Source organism: Rahnella sp. 1L-D-7-B-C2, from assembly GCF_057290995.1.
On record NZ_JBXAVQ010000001.1, the window covers coordinates 621,749 to 641,151 of the forward strand.

A 19,403-nucleotide genomic window follows, 5' to 3' on the forward strand; every position below is an offset into this window, starting at 1 on the left:
GTTCTCCTTAATACAACGAATGCTTGTTGTTCTCGATGTAGTGTTTATCGAGGCGACCGAACATCTTGTAATACGCCCATGAGGTGTAAATCAGGATGATTGGCACAAAGATACAGGCTACAACGGTCATCACTCTCAGCGTCAGCAGCGTGGATGTCGCATCCCACATGGTCAGGCTGGCATTCGGCTCAGTGACCGACGGCATCACGAACGGGAACATAGTGATACCGGCAGTCAGGATCACACAGGCGATAGTCAGGGAGTTACTGATAAACGCCAGTGCACCTTTGTTGATGCGTGAGAACAGAATAGTCAGCAGCGGCAGAATAACGCCCAGCGCAGGGATAGCCCACAGGCCCGGTGTCTTGTTGAAGTTAGCCAGCCAGGCGCCCGCTTCGTGAGAGACCGTTTTGCGCAGCGGATTCGACGGGCCCGCGTGATCCATCACTGAAGTCACGGTGAAGCCATCAATCCCTTTGACTAACCAGATACCTGCCAGCAGGAAGCACACCATCATCACCAACGCGGAAATCTGGGATGCCGCACGGGTGCGCAGATGCAATTCACCCACGGTACGCATTTGCAGATAGGTTGCGCCCTGCGTGATAAGCATGGTCAGGCTGACCAGACCGGCGAGAATGCCGTACGGGTTCAGCAGCTGTAACAGGTTGCCGGTGTAGAAGAGACGCAGATCGTTATCAATGTGGAACGGAACGCCCAACAGCAGGTTACCGAATGCCACGCCAAACACTAATGCCGGCACGAAACTGCCGATGAAGATGCCCCAGTCCCACATGCCACGCCAGCGTGCGCTATCCACTTTTGAACGATAGTCAAAACCGAGTGGACGGAAGAATAAGGCGCACAGCACCAGCACCATCGCGGCGTAGAAACCGGAGAATGCCGCGGCATAAACCATCGGCCAGGCTGCAAACAGCGCGCCGCCGGCGGTGATGAGCCAGACCTGGTTACCGTCCCAGTGCGGGGCGATGGCGTTGATCATTACACGGCGGTCAGTATCGGTTTTGCCGATAATCCGCACCAGAATGCCTACGCCCATATCGAATCCATCGGTGACTGCGAAGCCGATAAACAGCACGCCAATCAGCACCCACCAGATGAACCTTAGCGATTCATAATCAAACATATTTCGACTCCCTTTTACCGAGTTTGCTCAAGTGGCGCTGGAGTTTGTTCAAAGTGATAGCGACCTGTTTTCAGGCTGCTTGGGCCCAGGCGTGCATATTTGAACATCAGGAACATCTCAGCGATCAGGAACAGGGTGTACAGGCCGCAAATCAGAATCATCGACGTCAGTACATCACCTACCGTCAGTGAAGAGTGCGCAACCGCAGTCGGTAGCACTTCACCAATCGCCCAAGGCTGACGACCGTATTCCGCCACAAACCAGCCTGCTTCCACAGCAATCCACGGTAATGGCAGGCCGAGGAACACCGCGCGGTGCAGCCAGCGTTTCTGACCAATCTTGCCGCGAATAACTGCGAAGAAGGACAGACCGATCAGCACCAGCATCAGGATGCCGCAGGCAACCATGATACGGAATGCGAAGTACAGCGGCAGAACGCGTGGAATAGAATCTTTAGTGGCTTTTTGGATCTGTGCATCACTCGCATCAGCCGGGTTATCGGTATAGCGTTTAAGCAGCATACCGTAGCCCAAATCCTGCTTGGCGCTTTCGAAATCGCTGCGCACTTTCGGGTCAGTGTTACCTGAACGCAGTTCTTCCAGCAGGGTGTACGCTTTCATCCCGTTGCGAATACGCACTTCGTGTTGCGCCATCAGGTCTTTCAGACCGGTGACCGGCGTATCGACGGAACGCGTTGCGATGAGGCCCAGCAGGTATGGAATCTGAATAGAATATTCGTTTTCCATTTTGTCCTGATTCGGCATACCGAACAGCGTGAAGCTGGCCGGTGCAGGTTGGGTATCCCACTCAGCTTCAATGGCAGCCAGTTTGGTTTTTTGTACGTCACCCATTTCGTAACCGGATTCATCACCCAGTACGATCACGGAGAGCACAGCGGCCAGACCGAAGCTTGCCGCGATAGCGAATGAACGCTTCGCGAAACCGATGTCACGGCCTTTAAGCAGGTAGTAAGAGCTGATAGCCAGAATGAACATCGCGCCAGTCACATAACCGGACGCCACGGTGTGAACGAATTTAACCTGCGCAACCGGGTTCAGGACCAGCTCGGAGAAGCTGACCATTTCCATACGCATGGTTTCGTAGTTGAAGGTTGATGCAATCGGGTTCTGCATCCAGCCGTTCGCCACCAGGATCCACAATGCTGATAAGTTCGACCCGAGGGCAACAAACCAGGTCACCGTCATGTGCTGAACTTTAGACAGACGATCCCAACCGAAGAAGAACAGGCCGACTAATGTAGATTCAAGGAAGAACGCCATTAAACCTTCAATCGCCAGAGGCGCACCGAAGATATCACCGACGTAATGTGAGAAATATGACCAGTTGGTCCCGAACTGGAATTCCATGGTTAAACCGGTGGCGACGCCCAGTGCAAAGTTAATTGCAAAGAGTTTGCCCCAGAATTTGGTCATATCTTTATAGATTTGTTTGCCGGAAAGCACATAAACCGTTTCCATAATTGCCAGTAAAAACGCCATACCCAGCGTTAATGGGACAAATAGGAAATGGTACATGGCTGTTAAAGCAAACTGTAAACGCGACAGTTCAACGATATCAAACATCTTGACCCCTTGCTCCTCGGAGGAAGACCCCAACTTGCGATCTCTGACGAATCGGTCACCCGGAACGCCTCATGACTACCAGAATTCAAATCAAATGTGTGCAAAACAGAAATGTCTGCGATATGACGGAGTAAAGCCGGCTCGCAGGCACTCTGATACCCGATAAAAAACCGGCCTTTAAGCCTCAAAAGGGCTTTGCGGACAGGAAAAATGTCGGGGAAAATAAACATACAAAAAACTGATGTTACAGGGCCAATATGTTACGCCACTAATTCCACACAATAAATAGGTTTTTTAGTGACCCAAAGCGGATTTACGCATACAGGTCAATTAGCGCTCAGATCTGCCTCTTCGGGTGAAATTGATCTGACGCAATTTAAGCCTATCTCATTGTTTATTTCTATATTGAACAACGCAAATTACAAAAAAATATTTCCGGATGTTACTGATGGGTTTCAATACACTTTAATGATGACTTTATTGTTAATTAATTGTGTTTGAATGGTTGGCAATAATACTCATTTGGCTACTTTAAAAGCCCTATTTATTAACTTTTCATTTCTAATGAACCCATCGTGCTTTGTTAATAATTATGACTTAAATCAGTTATTGTTAAACATTATAGCAGCAATAAAAAAGGTCACCCGAAGGTGACCAACATGTCGAATCTTTGTAGCTTTCAGCCTGCCAGAATTTTACTGGCGGGTGATGTCGTACTTACTGTGGCAGCAGAGATTTCACTGCTTCACCGATATCAGCCAGGCTGCGAACGGTTTTCACACCGGCCGCTTCCAGCGCAGCGAACTTATCATCTGCAGTACCTTTACCACCGGCAATGATGGCGCCAGCGTGCCCCATACGTTTGCCCTTCGGCGCAGTCACACCCGCGATATAACCCACCACCGGTTTGGTCACGTGTGCTTTGATATAAGCAGCCGCTTCTTCTTCCGCATTACCACCGATTTCACCGATCATCACGATCACTTCAGTCTGCGGATCTTCCTGGAACAGCTTCAGGATATCGATGAAGTTAGAACCCGGGATCGGGTCACCGCCGATGCCGACGCAGGTAGACTGGCCGTAACCGTAATCGGTAGTCTGTTTAACCGCTTCATAGGTCAATGTACCGGAGCGGGAAACGATGCCTACTTTGCCAGGCAGGTGAATATGGCCCGGCATGATGCCGATTTTGCATTCGCCAGGAGTAATCACGCCCGGGCAGTTTGGCCCGATCATCACCGCATCGCTTTGATCCAGTTTCATCTTCACGACCAGCATATCCAGCGTCGGGATTCCTTCGGTGATACAGATGATCAGTTTAATACCCGCATCCAGCGCTTCCAGAATGGAGTCTTTGCAGAACGGTGCCGGAACATAAATCACAGACGCGGTAGCGCCGGTGGTTTCTACCGCTTCACGCACGGTGTTGAACACCGGCAGGCCCAGATGTTCAGTGCCGCCTTTGCCCGGCGTAACGCCGCCGACCATTTTTGTGCCATAAGCGATGGCTTGTTCGGAGTGGAAAGTCCCCTGGCTACCGGTGAAACCCTGGCAGATAACTTTGGTGTTCTTGTTGATTAAAATCGACATTATTTCCCCTCCACTGCCGCGACAACTTGTTGAGCCGCATTCGTCAGGCTGGTCGCTGCAATGATGTTCAAACTGCTGTCCGCCAGTTTTTTGGCGCCCAGCTCGGCATTGTTACCTTCAAGACGTACCACAACCGGCACGCTGACGCCCACTTCTTCCACCGCACCGATGATACCGTCGGCGATCAGGTCGCAACGAACGATACCGCCGAAGATGTTTACGAAGACGGCTTTCACTTTTTCATCAGACAGGATGATTTTGAAGGCTTCGGTCACGCGTTCTTTAGTTGCACCACCGCCAACATCGAGGAAGTTAGCCGGTTCGCCACCGTGCAGTTTCACGATGTCCATGGTACCCATCGCCAGACCGGCACCGTTCACCATGCAACCGATGTTGCCGTCGAGCGCCACGTAGTTCAATTCCCACTGCGCAGCCTGAGCTTCGCGGGCATCTTCCTGACTGTGGTCGCGCATTTCGCGCAGTTCTGGCTGACGGAACAAAGCGTTACCGTCTGCGCCCAGTTTGCCATCGAGGCAAATCAGGTCACCGGCAGTGGTCACCACCAGCGGGTTGATTTCGATAAGCGCCAGATCGCGCTCAAGGAAGATGTTCGCCAGACCCATGAAGATCTTGGTGAACTGCTGAACCTGCTTACCGGTCAGACCCAGTTTGAAAGCCAGTTCGCGGCCCTGATACGGCTGCGGACCTGCCAGCGGATCCAGTGCTACTTTGTGGATCAGGTGCGGGGTTTCTTCCGCCACTTTTTCAATTTCCACGCCGCCTTCAGTAGACGCCATGAACACCACACGACGGGAGCTGCGATCGACTACCGCGCCGAGGTACAGTTCTTTATCAATGTCAGTCGCCGCTTCAACCAGGATCTGGTTAACCGGTTGGCCCTGTGCGTCTGTCTGGTAAGTTACCAGACGTTTGCCCAGCCAGTGTTCAGCGAAAGCACGAATTTCTTCTTTGCTTTTTACCACTTTCACGCCGCCCGCTTTACCGCGACCACCGGCATGAACCTGACATTTCACCACCCACGGACCGGCACCGATTTTCGATGCAGCCTCTTCCGCTTCACGCGGGGTGGAACAGGCGAAGCCTGATGGTGCTGGCAGGCCGTAGCGCAGGAAAAGCTGTTTCGCCTGATACTCATGTAAATTCATGATGTTCTATCCATTCTTATTCAGTAGGAGGGCTTTGTCAGTGGCACGGCGAACCGTGCCACTGTGGGTCGAGATCTCTTTTACTTACGGCAACCGGGGACTAAACGTCCAGCAGCAGACGAGCCGGATCTTCCAGCATCTCTTTAATGGTCACCAGGAAGCCAACCGATTCGCGGCCATCAACCAGACGGTGATCGTAGGACAGTGCCAGATACATCATTGGCAAAATCACGACCTGACCATTCACCGCCATAGGACGATCTTTAATGGCGTGCATGCCGAGGATCGCGCTCTGCGGCGGGTTGATGATTGGCGTTGACATCAGGGAGCCAAAGACGCCGCCGTTGGTTACAGTAAAGTTACCGCCGGTCAGTTCTTCTACTTTCAATTTGCCGTCACGGCCTTTGATGGCCAGCTCTTTGATTTTTTTCTCGATATCCGCCATGCCCAGCGTATCCACATCACGCAGAACCGGGGTCACCAGGCCGCGTGGCGTTGAAACAGCAATGCTGACGTCGAAGTAATTGTGGTAAACCACATCTTCGCCATCGATAGAAGCGTTCACTTCCGGATAGCGTTTCAGCGCTTCGACCACGGCTTTCAGATAGAAAGACATGAAGCCCAGACGCACGCCGTGACGTTTTTCGAAACCATCACCGTACTGCTTACGCAGATCCATGATGGGTTTCATGTTGATTTCGTTAAAGGTGGTCAGCATCGCAGTGCTGTTCTTGGCTTCCAGCAGACGCTCGGCTACGCGTTTACGCAGACGGGTCATCGGTACGCGTTTTTCGCTGCGTGAACCCAGAGCCGGTGCCGGTGTTTCGCTGGCAGCAGGCGCTGAAGCGGGTGCTGTTGCAGGTTTGGCATCTTTGGCTTTTGCCAAGTGTTGCTCAACGTCTTCACGGGTCAGACGACCACCCACACCGCTGCCTTTAATGGCGTTGGCATCGAGAGAATGTTCTGCAATCAGGCGGCGAATCGCCGGGCTGAGGGCGTCACTGCTCTCTTCTTCCAGCGCAGCTGTGTGACGTGCCGCAGGAGTCGCTTCTTTATCGGAGCTTTTCTCAGTGCTTGGCTTACCAGAGCTGTTACCCGGACGAATGCGCGCCAGAATCTGACGGGAAATTACCGTTGCGCCTTCGTTTTCGATAATGCTGTCCAGAATACCGGCTTCGCTTGCAGGCACTTCCAGAACCACTTTATCGGTTTCGATTTCTACCAGTACATCGTCACGCTCAACACTGTCGCCCGGCTTTTTGTGCCAGGTGGCAACCGTCGCATCCGCAACGGATTCAGGAAGGTCAGGGACCAGAATATCTACGCTACTCATTATCAATCCTTCTTATGTTCCATATAGTTAACTGACACCAACGCGGTTATTTCACGTTCAGCGCATCGTTAACCAGATCTTGCTGTTGCTTCTGGTGAACGGACATGTAGCCGACTGCCGGTGAGGCAGAGGCCGGGCGTCCTGCGTAACGTAAAGAAGCCCCGAAAGGAATCACTTCACGGAAATTGTGTTGGCTGCAGTACCATGCGCCCTGATTCAGCGGCTCTTCCTGACACCAGACGAAATCATGAACGTGTGCGTATTGTTCCAGCACTTCCTGAATGGCTTTGTGCGGGAACGGATACAGCTGCTCGATACGGACGATCGCGACGTCGGTTTTTTCGTTCTTACGACGCTGTTCCAGCAGATCATAGTAGACCTTACCTGAACACATCACGACGCGCTTAACCTGTTTCGGATCCAGTTCGTCCACTTCACCAATCGCCGGCAGGAAGCTGCCGTTGGCCAGTTCGTCCAGCGTGGAAACCGCCAGCGGATGACGCAACAGAGACTTCGGTGACATCACGATAAGCGGACGACGCATACCGCGCAGCGCCTGACGACGGATCATGTGGTAAACCTGCGCCGGGGTAGACGGGATACACACCTGCATGTTTTGCTCAGCGCAAAGTTGCAGATAGCGTTCCAGACGCGCGGAGGAGTGCTCCGGCCCCTGCCCTTCGTAGCCGTGCGGCAACAGCATGACCAGGCCGCACATACGGCCCCATTTTTGCTCGCCGGAGCTGATGAACTGGTCGATAACTACCTGAGCACCGTTGGCGAAATCGCCAAACTGCGCTTCCCAAATGGTCAGCGTACGCGGTTCAGCCGTGGCATAACCGTATTCGAACGCCAGCACCGCTTCTTCGGAAAGCACGGAGTCCCAGACGTTGAATTCGCCCTGGCTGTTATGAATATTCGACAACGGCACATACACGGAACCGTTTTTCTGATTGTGGATCACCGCGTGACGGTGGAAGAAGGTCCCGCGGCCGGTATCTTCACCGGACAGACGGATAGGAATGCCTTCGTCGACCAGCGTGGCGTAAGCCAGATTTTCGGCACCGCCCCAGTCAAACTTCTTATTCCCTTCGGCCATCTCGTTACGGTCGCCATAAATCTTGGCCACGCGTGACTGCATTTCGATGGCATCCGGTACATGGCTGACGCGACGAGCCAGTTCCTGCAGACGTTTAAACTCCACCTTGTTCGGATAAGGCTCGTCCCATTCGTGGTTCAGATACGGTGACCAGGTGAACGTGTGCATGTCATTCTGACGCCACTCTTCCACCACACACTCACCGGCATCCAGCGCATCGCGGTAAAGGTTGACCATTTCAGTTGCATCTTCCAGGCTGGCAACGTTCTGCTCAGTCAGGATGTCTGCATAGATTTTGCGCGGCGTCGGGTGTTTCTTGATCTTGTTATACATCAGTGGCTGCGTTGCGCTTGGCTCATCGGCTTCGTTATGGCCGTGGCGACGGTAGCAAACCAGATCAATCATGACATCGCGTTTAAAGGTATTGCGGAAATCCAGCGCCAGACGGGTAACGAAAGCCACAGCTTCCGGATCATCTGCATTCACATGGAAAATCGGCGCCTGCACCATTTTCGCGATATCTGTACAGTAATCGGTCGAACGCGCATCTTTCGGGTTCGAGGTGGTGAAGCCCACCTGATTATTGATGACGATACGCACGGTACCGCCTACTTCATAACCACGTGCCAGCGACATGTTCAGAGTTTCCTGAACCACGCCCTGACCGGTAATTGCCGCGTCACCGTGAATGGTGATAGGCAGAACCATGTTACTGCGCGCTTCGTCCAGACGATCACGACGCGCACGGACAGAACCGATGACGACCGGGCTGACGATTTCCAAATGCGACGGGTTAAACGCCAGCGCCAGGTGAACCATACCGCCTTCGGTTTCCACATCAGACGAGTAGCCCATGTGGTATTTCACGTCGCCGGTACCCAGGTGTTCTTTATGTTTGCCAGAAAATTCGTCAAACAGATCCTGAGGTTTTTTACCCAGCACGTTGATCAGCACGTTCAGACGACCACGGTGCGCCATACCCAGCACCACTTCACGCGTTCCATTTTTGCCCGCGTGACGGATCATGTCTTTCAACATCGGTACCAGCGCATCGCCACCTTCCAGCGAGAAGCGTTTGGCTCCCGGGAATTTCGCGCCCAGATAACGTTCCAGACCTTCTGCTGCGGTCAGCTCTTTCAGGAACGTTTTCTTTTCTGCATCAGTGAAGTTTGCCCGACCGACCACGGATTCGACACGCTGCTGGATCCAGCGTTTCTCTTCGGTGTTGGTGATGTGCATGTATTCCACACCGATGGAGCCGCAATAGGTTTGCTTCAGGGCTTTATACAGCTCGCCGAGCTGCATGGTTTCTTTGCCGATGGCAAAAGAACCGACGTTGAAGGTTTCCTGGAAATCAGCTTCGGTCAGATGATGGAACGCAGGGTCGAGATCGGGCACATCGTCCAGTTTCCACAGGCCGAGGGGATCAAGGTTCGCGTTCTGATGGCCACGGAAGCGGAAGGCGTTGATTAACTGCAACACCTTAACTTGCTTGGCATCCGTTTCTGGATCGCTGATGGAGGAGTTATAACGTGACGCGTCTTTCGCCAGACGGCGGAAGTAGTCCCGTGTTTGAGAATGGAGTTGCTCTGGTTTCACACCCACTGTTGGTAGCTGTTTAAAAATCGAACGCCAGCTATCGTCAACGGAACCAGGATCGGTTAAGTAGTCTTCATAGAGTTGTTCTATGTAAGACTGGTTCGCACCCGCCAGATAGGAGGAATCCAGCCAGGCCTTCATTGCGCCGTTCTGCATCGTGATCCCTTAAGCTTTGAAGCTTTAGTTTTCGCCGTGGTTAATAATAATGACCGTGATACACCGCGGTAAAACGGTTTTCCTTACTAAAACAGTTCGTTGGTTGAGCGTTTGGCTCTTCAAGGAACCTTCAAAAATCCGCCATGCGCGTGACTGACTTTTGAAGTTGCCCTGCTTATCTTTCTCCCCTTCTTAACAAAACAGCTGAAAATAGATGTCCCTGATTTTTACCCCACTATCTTACTCCAGTCAGGCGCAACTTTGTTGCACTTGTTGCTACTTTGTTATTAAAAAATTACTTATTTGCTATCAGCGCCTCACTTAGCACATTTGTAACTATTGTAAGTAGCGCTTATGGGTAAATAACAGCGGGAACCTGAGTTCCCGCTGTGGCATGGCTTATCTTGTCAGGCGCCGCGTTGTAGCAGCATCGATTTGATATGGCCGATAGCTTTGGTCGGGTTTAGCCCTTTCGGACATACACTCACACAGTTCATGATGCTGTGGCAGCGGAATACGCTGAAAGCATCATTGAGATCGTCGAGACGCGGTTGTGTTTCGGTATCGCGGCTGTCGATCAGGAAACGGTAAGCGGCAAGAAGACCTGCCGGACCGATAAACTTGTCCGGGTTCCACCAGAAGGATGGGCACGACGTCGAGCAACAGGCGCAGAGAATACATTCGTACAATCCGTCCAGTTTTTCGCGTTCTTCCGGCATCTGTAAATGTTCACGCGCCGGAGGATTTTTCCCATCATTCAACAAGTAAGGCTTAATCTTCTCATACTGCTTATAGAATTGCCCCATGTCCACTACAAGGTCGCGCACAACCGGTAACCCAGGTAACGGACGGATAACAATCTTCTTGCTGCCATGGCGTAAGGTCGAGACTGGCGTGATACATGCCAGACCGTTTTTACCATTCATGTTCAGACCGTCGGAACCACAAACGCCTTCACGGCAAGAGCGGCGGAAGGCCAGCGTCGGATCCTGCTCTTTCAGCAAAATCAGCGCATCGAGCAACATCATGTCGCGCCCTTCCTGGGCTTCCAGCACATAATCTTTCATGTACGGGACGTCATCGACGTCCGGGTTATAGCGATAAATCGAAAATTCGAGTTTCATATTCTGTCTCCGCTACGCCCTAGTAAGTACGCGCTTTCGGCGGGAACGCCGCGCGAAGCTTAGGCTGCATGTTCACCTCACGGCGGGTCATGCTTTCGGTTTCCGGCTGATACAGCGTGTGGCACAACCAGTTCGCATCATCCCGATCCGGGAAGTCGAAGCGGCTGTGTGCGCCACGGCTTTCGGTACGGTAGTTGGCGGAGACGGCCGTCGAGAACGCGGTTTCCATCAGGTTATCCAGCTCCAGACATTCCACGCGCTGAGTGTTGAACTCCGTCGAGGTATCGTCCAGACGGGCAGATTTCAGGCGCTCGCGGATCACTTTCAGCTGTTCCAGACCTTCTGCCATCGCATCGCCTTCGCGGAATACCGAGAAGTTGTTCTGCATACAGGCTTGTAAGTCTTTGCGGATAGCCACCGGATCTTCACCGGAACGGGTATTGTTCCAGCGGTTCAGACGCTCAAGGGAAACATCAATATCGTCCTGAGAGGCTTCACGGCTGTCGCCCTGCTCATTGATAGATTCCTGCAAGTGCATACCGGCAGCGCGACCAAATACCACCAGATCCAGCAGCGAGTTGCCACCGAGGCGATTCGCACCGTGAACGGAGACACAGGCAATTTCGCCGACCGCAAACAGACCTGGGATCACTACGTCTTCGCCCTTCTCGTTCACACGCAGTGCCTGACCGGTCACTTTGGTCGGAATACCGCCCATCATGTAGTGGCAGGTTGGCAGAACAGGGATCGGCTCTTTGATGGGATCCACGTGAGCGAAGGTGCGGGAGAGTTCGAGAATGCCCGGCAGGCGGGATTCCAGCACTTCACGACCCAGATGATCGAGTTTCAGTTTAACGTGCGGGCCCCACGGACCTTCGCAACCACGGCCTTCACGGATTTCGATCATGATGGAACGCGCCACCACGTCACGACCCGCCAGATCTTTGGCATTCGGCGCATAACGTTCCATGAAACGTTCGCCGTCTTTATTGAGCAGATAACCGCCTTCACCACGGCAGCCTTCTGTTACCAGAACGCCCGCGCCCGCGATACCGGTCGGGTGGAATTGCCACATTTCCATGTCCTGCACCGGCACGCCAGCGCGCAACGCCATGCCAACACCGTCGCCGGTATTGATGTGTGCGTTAGTGGTGGACTGGTAAATACGGCCTGCCCCGCCGGTCGCCAGCACGGTCGCTTTGGCTTTGAAGTAGACCACTTCACCGGTTTCGATACAGATAGCTGTACAGCCGACGATCGCGCCATCCTGATTCTTCACTAAATCCAGTGAATACCATTCGGAGAAAATCGTGGTGCCGTTTTTCAGGTTTTGCTGATACAGCGTGTGCAGCAATGCGTGACCGGTACGGTCAGCAGCAGCGGCGGTACGTGCCGCCTGCTCACCGCCGAAGTTCTTCGACTGGCCACCAAACGGACGCTGATAAATACGGCCGTCTTCAAGACGGGAGAAAGGCAGACCCATGTGTTCGAGTTCCAGAATCGCTTCCGGCCCGGTTTTACACATATATTCAATCGCGTCCTGATCGCCGATGTAGTCGGAACCTTTTACGGTGTCGTACATATGCCATTCCCAGTCATCCTCATGGGTGTTGCCCAGCGCGACGGTAATACCGCCCTGCGCTGACACCGTATGGGAGCGGGTCGGGAAGACTTTGGAAATCAGGGCACAGGTCTGGCCCGTTTGTGAAATCTGTAATGCTGCACGCATACCGGCGCCACCTGCACCGATCACCACAGCATCAAACTCTCTGACTGGCAGATTCATTTACTACGCTCCCCAAACAACAATTGTTCCGTAAAGTAGGTAAACCACTAACGTGACGACGATGGCCAGTTGCAGCACCAGTCGAACAGCTACCGGTTTGACATAGTCCGTTAACACCTGCCACATGCCGATCCACGCATGAATCAAAATCGACAGCAGCGCCAGCAGTGTGAATACTTTGGTGATGGAGGAAGCGAAGAAGCCATGCCAGACATCAAAAGTCAGTTCCTGAGCCAGAACCACGAAGCCCAGAATATAAAGGATGTACAGGGTGAGAATAATTGCGGAAGCACGAAGTAACAGCCAGTCGTGCACACCATTGCGCCCTAATGCAGAAACATTGCTTACCATACGAGGACTCCAGCCAGAATTGACAGCACGACGGTCAGACCGATTGCCACCTGGGCAGAACGGGTACCGGCAGCCAAACTCTCTTCGATATAGCCAAAATCCATCAGCAAGTGGCGGATGCCACCGCAGACGTGATAGGCCAGCGCAGTAAGTATTCCCCAGAAGATGAATTTGACGAAGAAGCTATTCATGATGGCAGCCGCATGCGCAAACCCTTCCGGAGAAGAGAGAGACAGGCCTAGCAGCCAGAGGAGGATACCGACGGCGACGAAGGTTATTACGCCAGAGACTCGGTGTAAGATGGACGCTATCGCAGTAACGGGAAACCGGATCGTTTGCAGATCCAGATTGACAGGTCTTTGTTTTTTCACGGTTTTGCCCACACAGCTCTTATTATTTTACTTCCTCCGGTCTGGAGCAGTGTCAGACAGCATTAAGACTGTAAGCCTTCATCCCTCGCGCTCAAACAACGACATCCAATGTGCTTAAACGGCGCGTGATGCATTTTCTCAGTGTTTACGTTTGGGAAACGCGAAATGCTCAGAAAATAACGCTGGGTGCTCCTACTTCAGGGTTTGCCCGGAGACCTCGTCGAAGTATAGGTTGATCACATTCTTATTACAATTGCCCTACAAATGCTTTATTCACATTTCTGCGAAACAGTGAGTTATCTCCCAAATTCGACAAATCACACAAAATAAATTATCGAGTTTGACATTTGATCAACATTTCCATTACATATGATGCATCCCTATAGGACTGTGACACTGAGCACATACCGGCTTTACCCGAACGCATCAACAAGGGAAAGTATTCAGAGAATCAGTGGATCACACAATCGTAAGACGGGGTCTTCCCTGTCAGGCCAAGTTATGCAAAAGTGGTGATTGTGTAAATCCTCATATTCCTAACAGGTACTGAGCGACAGAACAGTAATGATTTACCGAATCTTTAACAACGATGAAACGCCGCTTGTTTGTCACAGAGCAGTCTGAGACTGCAATTCGACTCAGCTCTACGTTCCCTTCCGATACGATCGCAGAGTTAAGGCTGATAATAATAATGACCTTACAAGGCGTCGCTTCCAGGTATTTCTGTTGTTATCGATTTTTAAAAATAAGGCGCTAAGGAGACTGTAAATGGCTGATAAGAAAGCGACACTTACCCTACAAGGTCACGACCCGATTGAACTGGATGTGCTATCCGGCACGCTGGGCCAGGATGAAATTGATATCCGCACCCTCGGTTCAAAAGGCCTTTTTACCTATGATCCCGGTTTCACGTCTACTGCATCCTGCGAATCCAAAATCACCTACATTGATGGTGAAGAAGGCATTCTGTTGCACCGCGGCTTCCCGATTGATCAGTTGGCGAAGGAGTCTAACTTCCTGGAAGTGAGCTACCTGCTGCTGAACGGCGAAACCCCGACACCGAAGCAATTCGAAGAATTCAAAACCAATGTGACCCGTCACACCATGGTGCACGAGCAGATTACCCGTCTGTTCCACGGTTTCCGCCGTGACTCTCACCCGATGGCCGTGCTGTGCGGCGTGACCGGCGCGCTGGCCGCGTTCTATCACGACTCGATTGACGTCGAAAACGAGCGTCACCGTGAAATCGCCGCCTACCGTTTGCTGTCCAAAATGCCGACCGTTGCCGCGATGTGCTACAAATATTCCATCGGCCAGCCGTTTGTGTATCCGCGCAACGACCTGTCTTATGCCGGTAACTTCCTGCACATGATGTTCTCCACGCCGTGTGAAGAATACAAAGTGAACCCGATTCTGGAACGTGCGATGGACCGAATTTTGATCCTGCACGCCGACCACGAACAAAACGCCTCAACGTCAACAGTGCGTACCGCTGGCTCAAGTGGCGCTAACCCGTTCGCCTGTATCGCCGCAGGTATCGCTTCTCTGTGGGGACCGGCTCACGGCGGTGCCAACGAAGCCGCGCTGAAAATGCTGGAAGAAATCAGCAGCGTGGATCACATCCCTGAGTTCGTTAAGCGCGCAAAAGATAAAAATGATTCGTTCCGCCTGATGGGCTTTGGTCACCGTGTTTATAAAAACTACGACCCTCGCGCCACTGTAATGCGTGAAACCTGTCATGAAGTACTCAAAGAGCTGGATTTGAAAGATAACCTGCTGGAAGTGGCGATGGAACTTGAACACATCGCGCTGAACGACCCGTACTTCATCGAGAAGAAACTGTATCCGAACGTCGATTTCTACTCAGGCATCATCCTGAAAGCGATGGGCATTCCATCTTCCATGTTTACCGTTATCTTCGCGATGGCACGTACCGTGGGCTGGATTGCACACTGGAGCGAAATGCACCAGGACGGCATTAAAATCGCCCGCCCTCGTCAGCTGTACACCGGCTACGACAAACGTGATTTCCATTCTCAGCTGAAAAAATAAGCGCTGATTTTTAATTAGAATCAGCACTGACAAAAATGGCACCTTCGCGGGTGCCATTTTTATTGGATAACGTCAGCCGGTTCGCTTTACACCTGACACACCGGGCACCAGAAAAACGGCCGCGATGACACGCTGCTTTTAACGATGGGATCGCCGCAGCGTTCACAAGGTTTGCCGGTCCGGCCAAATACCTTGAACCGGAACAACGCGCCGTGATGCACATTTTCGTCCATCGTTCCCCGGGTGGCGTAAGATAATCGCGCGACGGACAAACAGGCATCCGCCAGCGCATCCAGCTCGGTCTCTTTTAGCTCTTTCGGTTTATGATCCGGCAGCAGTTTTGCCAGCCAGAGAATTTCCGCCCGCAAATAGTTTCCCAGCCCGGCAAGAAACGCCTGATCGAGCAACATGCCCCCCAGCTGGCGGTTACGAAATTTGGGTGAAAGTAAACGCTCGCGAACCTGCGCGACCGTCAGAGTCTCGTCGAGCACGTCCGGGCCGATACGTTGCAGGAACGGATGATTTTCTATTTCCGTCGTATCATAAATCCCGATTTCAGACGCGCTGTACAACAGGATCGCCGCATCGGTGGTCTGCAGCTGCACCCGCAGTGAACGTTTGGTTTCTTTCGGTGTTTCACCGGTCTTCACTACCCGCCAGACGCCATAAAGTTGATTGTGGCTGTAAAGCGTCAGGCCGTTAGAGAAATGGGTCAACAGCGCTTTACCGCGCGTTTCAATCGCCGTGATTTTCGTGCCACGCAGAGCCGACTGGTAAGGTTTCAATGAGGGGAAAGCAAACCAGACATCCGTGAGCGGTTTATTGACGACCGCGCGCACCAGTAAATCGGCCGCGCGGCGAATTTCAGGACCTTCAGGCATCAGTGAGTCGCACCCTCGGCAATTCGCAGGTCCTGCTCAGTATGCAGGGCAATGGCGATAGTCAGTTCAAGGGCATTCAACACAGTGTGTACTGACATACTTGGTTCGCCCGGATGTTTTGCGGCTTGTTCAGGCAGATAAGGAATATGGATAAAGCCGCCTTTCACCACGCTGCATGAAGGATGTGCCAGCCGGTGCATCAACCCATACATCACGTGATTACACACATAAGTACCCGCCGTTTGCGACACCGACGCGGGAATACCCGATTCGCGCAAACCATTCACGATGGTTTTGATCGGCAGCGAAGAAAAATAGGCCGCCGGGCCGTCGGCAACAATCGGTGCATCCACCGGCTCGTTTCCCTCGTTATCGGGGATCCGCGCATCATCAATATTGATTGCCACACGCTCAACGCTGAAATCACTGCGCCCGCCGGCCTGACCCACGCACAGCACCATTTCCGGATGTACTTCATCAATCGCCGCATTCAGGGCGTCAATGGCTTTGCCAAACACGCAAGGCAGCTGCCGCACCACAATCTGCGCGCCCGACAGCTCCAGATCACCCAGTAATTTCACCACTTCCCACGACGGATTGAGACGCTCGCCGCCAAACGGGTCGAAACCGGTCACTAAGACTTTACGCATGATAGATCCTTGTTGTAGGGCAAGACTGATATCTCATCTGTTAGCTATGAGGTAATTATGATCGGATTTCAATCCCCCGCTCGCTAAACGCCTCACGCAGCCGCCGCGCAAATGTCAGAGCATGCTCCCCGTCACCGTGCAGGCAGACGGTATCGGCCTGCACCGGCACCCAGACGCCTTCGCGACTGAGGACTTTTTGCTGTTGTACCATCGCCAGCGTCTGTTCCAGCGCCTGTTCGTCAGTGTCGATCATCGCATCGGGCTGACTGCGAGGAACCAGCGAACCATTGCTCTGATAGCGGCGATCAGCAAACACTTCCTGGCGCGTTGGCAGCCCGTATCGCTCACCGGCGCGGATAAGCTCACTGCCCGCCAGACCGACCAGACGCAACGTCGGGTCGACATCACAGACTGCGCGGGCAATGGCGTCAGCCAGCTGCGTTTCGGTCGCAGCCTGGTTATACAACATACCGTGGGGCTTGACGTGTACCATCTTTCCGCCTTCGGCGCGGGTGATGGCCGCCAGTGCGCCGAGCTGATAGACCACCTGCGCATAAACGGTTTCCGGCGGCAGATGCATAGCGGTGCGACCGAAGTTTTCGCGATCGGGAAAGCTCGGGTGCGCGCCAATTGCGACCTTGTACTTCATCGCCCAGCGCACCGATTGCTGCATTGTCTGCGCATCTCCGGCGTGAAAACCGCAGGCGATATTGGCGGAACTGACCAGCTGTAACAGCGCCTCGTCATTGGCGCAGCCTTCACCGAGATCGGCGTTGAGATCAACGGTCATACAGCCCCCGCTTGATCTGTTCGATAAACAATGACTGCTCGCGCAGGGCTTTCTGCGCTTCTTCCAGCGTGCATTTCACGAAATGCACCGGTTCCCCCAAGCGGATCTGCGCCAGATTATAGAGATCGGCTTCGATCACACAGGCAATACGCGGATAGCCGCCGGTGGTCTGCGCATCGGCCATCAACACAATCGGCTGGCCGCCGTGCGGCACCTGCACCACACCCGGTAACAGCCCGTGAGACAGCATCTCTCGGTCGGTTTCCCGGTTCAGCGCGTGGCCATGCAAGCGATAACCCATGCGGTTACTTTGCGGGCTCAGTTGCCATGACGCACGCCAGAAAGCATCGCGCGCTTCGGCGCTGAACTCCTGATACTCCGGCCCCGGTATTGCGCGGATACGGTTACCAAACAGCAGTTGTTTGATACCGCCTGCGCTTTTTGGCATATGGAAACTGTCACCGGTCGGCAACACGTCACCGTCCTGGAGCGCACGACCGTTAAAACCGCCGAATTTTGCTTTCAGATCGGTGCTGCGTGAGCCCATCACTTCCGCCACATCGATCCCGCCAGAAACCGCCAGATAACTGCGCATCCCTCGCGTCGGCGTTTTCATGGTGAGCACCTGACCCGGCTTCACTTCGTAACGCCAGCCGGTCCAGACATCTTTGCCGTCGAGTTGCGCGTGACATCCTGCGCCGGTCAGCGCCATCCAGCCTTCGCGATGAAATTCGGCGCTGAACTGGCCAAGGGTAATCTCCAGCCCGGCGGCGTTCTCATCATTGCCGGCCAGCAGATTGGCGATGCGCAGCGCCGGCGCATCCAGCGCGCCTGACTGACTAACGCCCTGCTGGCGGTAGCCGTTGCGCCCCAAATCCTGCACCGTGGTAAACATCCCTGCGCGTAAAACCTTCAGCATACGCCCTCCTTCTGTGGCACAAAGCGCACGTGATCACCGGGTAGTAATAAGGTCGGTGATGAACGCGTGGGATCAAACATCGCCAGCGTCGTCTGTCCGATCAGCTGCCAGCCACCGGGCGTGGCCAGCGGATAGATACCGGTCTGGCTGCCGCCGATGCCAACCGATCCCGCTGGTACTGAAAGCCGCGGTTCGCCGTGGCGTGGCGTAGCCAGTTGCTCCGGCATTCCGCCAAGGTACGGGAAGCCGGGCTGGAAACCGAGGAAGTAAACGGTGTAATCGATACCCGAATGGCACCCGACCACCTCACGCGGCGTCATTCCGGTATGGCGGGCGACGTTCTCCAGATCCGGTCCCTGCTCACCGCCGTAGATAACCGGGATTTCAATCAGTCGGGAAGCCGGTTCAATGGCTTCGCTCTCTTCCCACCAGGTTTGCAGGCGCTCAATTGCGTCCAGCGCGGAGCTTTGCGCATCGGTGAGTAAGACCGTCAAATTATTCATCCCGGGAATGACTTCGCGAACGCCGGGATAGGCCACGCGATCCTGTAAACGTTGGGTCAGCCCCCAGATCCGCTGCTGGCTGGCCAGCGTCACAGGCGGTTCCAGTTCCAGCACTACCGCGCGTTCACCCAGCAGGTAACATCGTGCTCGTTGCACTCAGACACTCCTCAAAGAAGGGTTGTGGATCATTGAGTTATTCATGAACTCAATGTCCCGATAAGAGTATGTAGATTAAGGGTAGTTATGCGGGAAAGCGACAGAGGATGTCAACTTGTCAAAGACCACCAAAGGGCTGTGAAGGTT

Annotated in this window: 16 protein-coding genes; 1 reads left to right on the plus strand and 15 read right to left on the minus strand. The window is 53.4% G+C overall.

Annotated elements, in window-relative coordinates; all coding sequences use genetic code 11:
• Positions 1–7 precede the first annotated feature (7 nt).
• From cydB to sdhC, 10 genes are all read right to left on the minus strand, one after another.
• Complete coding sequence (gene cydB / locus AC0Z7K_RS02805; protein WP_485612689.1) at positions 8–1,147, minus strand: cytochrome d ubiquinol oxidase subunit II; 1,140 nt, start codon at positions 1,145–1,147, stop codon at positions 8–10.
• Positions 1,148–1,161: 14 nt separating this feature from the next.
• Entirely contained in the window at positions 1,162–2,730 is a 1,569-nt protein-coding gene (gene cydA / locus AC0Z7K_RS02810; protein ID WP_112168975.1) for a cytochrome ubiquinol oxidase subunit I, read from the minus strand.
• Between the two features lie 717 nt (positions 2,731–3,447).
• Positions 3,448–4,320 (minus strand): succinate--CoA ligase subunit alpha, encoded by an 873-nt coding sequence (gene sucD / locus AC0Z7K_RS02815; RefSeq protein WP_056771654.1) that lies wholly within the window; start codon positions 4,318–4,320, stop codon positions 3,448–3,450.
• On the minus strand, positions 4,320–5,486 hold the full coding sequence (sucC, locus tag AC0Z7K_RS02820; RefSeq protein ID WP_485612691.1) for an ADP-forming succinate--CoA ligase subunit beta: 1,167 nt from the start codon (positions 5,484–5,486) through the stop codon (positions 4,320–4,322). Before sucC ends, sucD begins: the two co-directional genes overlap by 1 nt.
• Positions 5,487–5,586: 100 nt before the next feature.
• Positions 5,587–6,819, minus strand: coding sequence for a 2-oxoglutarate dehydrogenase complex dihydrolipoyllysine-residue succinyltransferase (gene odhB / locus AC0Z7K_RS02825; RefSeq protein ID WP_413528263.1), 1,233 nt, complete (start codon positions 6,817–6,819; stop codon positions 5,587–5,589).
• A 46-nt stretch (positions 6,820–6,865) separates the two neighbouring features.
• Positions 6,866–9,673 (minus strand): 2-oxoglutarate dehydrogenase E1 component, encoded by a 2,808-nt coding sequence (gene sucA / locus AC0Z7K_RS02830; RefSeq protein WP_413528262.1) that lies wholly within the window; start codon positions 9,671–9,673, stop codon positions 6,866–6,868.
• Between the two features lie 407 nt (positions 9,674–10,080).
• The gene (locus tag AC0Z7K_RS02835) at positions 10,081–10,797 is read right to left on the minus strand and encodes a succinate dehydrogenase iron-sulfur subunit (RefSeq protein ID WP_485612693.1); all 717 of its coding nucleotides are present in this window, start codon (positions 10,795–10,797) and stop codon (positions 10,081–10,083) included.
• A 19-nt stretch (positions 10,798–10,816) separates the two neighbouring features.
• Positions 10,817–12,583 carry a succinate dehydrogenase flavoprotein subunit gene (gene sdhA / locus AC0Z7K_RS02840; protein ID WP_213051120.1) on the minus strand — a complete coding sequence of 589 codons (1,767 nt, stop codon included), beginning with the start codon at positions 12,581–12,583 and terminating at the stop codon, positions 10,817–10,819.
• Positions 12,584–12,586: 3 nt separating this feature from the next.
• Entirely contained in the window at positions 12,587–12,934 is a 348-nt protein-coding gene (gene sdhD / locus AC0Z7K_RS02845; protein WP_112168980.1) for a succinate dehydrogenase membrane anchor subunit, read from the minus strand.
• Positions 12,928–13,317, minus strand: a complete 390-nt coding sequence (gene sdhC, locus AC0Z7K_RS02850) for a succinate dehydrogenase cytochrome b556 subunit (RefSeq protein ID WP_015698116.1) — start codon at positions 13,315–13,317, stop codon at positions 12,928–12,930. The genes sdhD and sdhC overlap by 7 nt, the downstream gene beginning before the upstream one ends.
• Before the next feature lie 756 nt (positions 13,318–14,073).
• Here sdhC and AC0Z7K_RS02855 point away from each other — a divergent pair.
• Entirely contained in the window at positions 14,074–15,357 is a 1,284-nt protein-coding gene (locus tag AC0Z7K_RS02855) for a citrate synthase (protein ID WP_485612696.1), read from the plus strand.
• Between the two features lie 86 nt (positions 15,358–15,443).
• Here AC0Z7K_RS02855 and nei read toward each other — a convergent pair whose 3' ends face one another.
• The 5 genes from nei to pxpB are packed head-to-tail and all read right to left on the minus strand — an operon-like array spanning position 15,444 to position 19,256.
• Positions 15,444–16,238, minus strand: coding sequence for an endonuclease VIII (gene nei / locus AC0Z7K_RS02860; protein WP_485612698.1), 795 nt, complete (start codon positions 16,236–16,238; stop codon positions 15,444–15,446).
• Positions 16,238–16,888: a pyroglutamyl-peptidase I gene (pcp, locus tag AC0Z7K_RS02865; protein WP_413528259.1), complete on the minus strand. Its 651-nt coding sequence runs from the start codon at positions 16,886–16,888 to the stop codon at positions 16,238–16,240. The genes nei and pcp overlap by 1 nt, the downstream gene beginning before the upstream one ends.
• Before the next feature lie 55 nt (positions 16,889–16,943).
• Positions 16,944–17,678, minus strand: a complete 735-nt coding sequence (gene pxpA, locus AC0Z7K_RS02870; protein ID WP_485612700.1) for a 5-oxoprolinase subunit PxpA — start codon at positions 17,676–17,678, stop codon at positions 16,944–16,946.
• A complete protein-coding gene (gene pxpC / locus AC0Z7K_RS02875) occupies positions 17,668–18,597 on the minus strand; it encodes a 5-oxoprolinase subunit PxpC (RefSeq protein WP_485612701.1) in 930 nt (309 codons plus the stop codon). Before pxpC ends, pxpA begins: the two co-directional genes overlap by 11 nt.
• Complete coding sequence (pxpB, locus tag AC0Z7K_RS02880; protein WP_413528256.1) at positions 18,591–19,256, minus strand: 5-oxoprolinase subunit PxpB; 666 nt, start codon at positions 19,254–19,256, stop codon at positions 18,591–18,593. The genes pxpC and pxpB overlap by 7 nt, the downstream gene beginning before the upstream one ends.
• Between the last annotated feature and the right edge of the window lie 147 nt (positions 19,257–19,403).